We start from the raw sequence: 405 nt of genomic DNA, 5'->3' as shown, positions 1-405 counted from the left end.
GCATCGGCGGCTTCATAGCGATAGCGATTCATCAGGCGTCCCGTGTCACGCGCAGGATTTCTTCGGGCGCGGTGGCGCCGCTGCGCACCCAGCGCTCGCCGTCTTCACGCATGCTGAACATCCCCGCGCGGCGAGCCGCCACGCGCAGATCCTGCTCGCCGGCGCCCTGGTGGATCAGGCTGCGCACCTCGTCGTCGACGCAAAACAATTCATGGATACCGGTCCGCCCGCTGTAGCCGATCTGGTTGCACTGCGCGCAGCCCACCGGGCGCCAGGTGCCGGGCGCGGCCGGGTCTTCCTGTTTGCAATGCGGGCACAGGCGGCGGACCAGGCGTTGCGCCAGCACGCCCAGCAGTGACGAGGCCAGCAGGAACGGCTCGACGCCCATATCGATCAGGCGGTTGA

The 405-nt window shown here is 68.4% G+C and carries 1 protein-coding gene; it reads right to left on the bottom strand.

Annotation, left to right across the window (positions count from 1 at the left end):
* Positions 1-31 precede the first annotated feature (31 nt).
* The coding region (locus tag Q8X51_RS32180) for an ATPase, T2SS/T4P/T4SS family (protein ID WP_442095014.1) at positions 32-405 on the bottom strand (374 nt) is incomplete at its 5' end.

It is taken from the genome of Pseudomonas sp. Yb2C2, assembly GCF_052112325.1.
GTDB lineage: Bacteria > Pseudomonadota > Gammaproteobacteria > Pseudomonadales > Pseudomonadaceae > Aquipseudomonas > Aquipseudomonas marginalis.
This window is presented reverse-complemented; position numbering and strand designations above follow the sequence as displayed.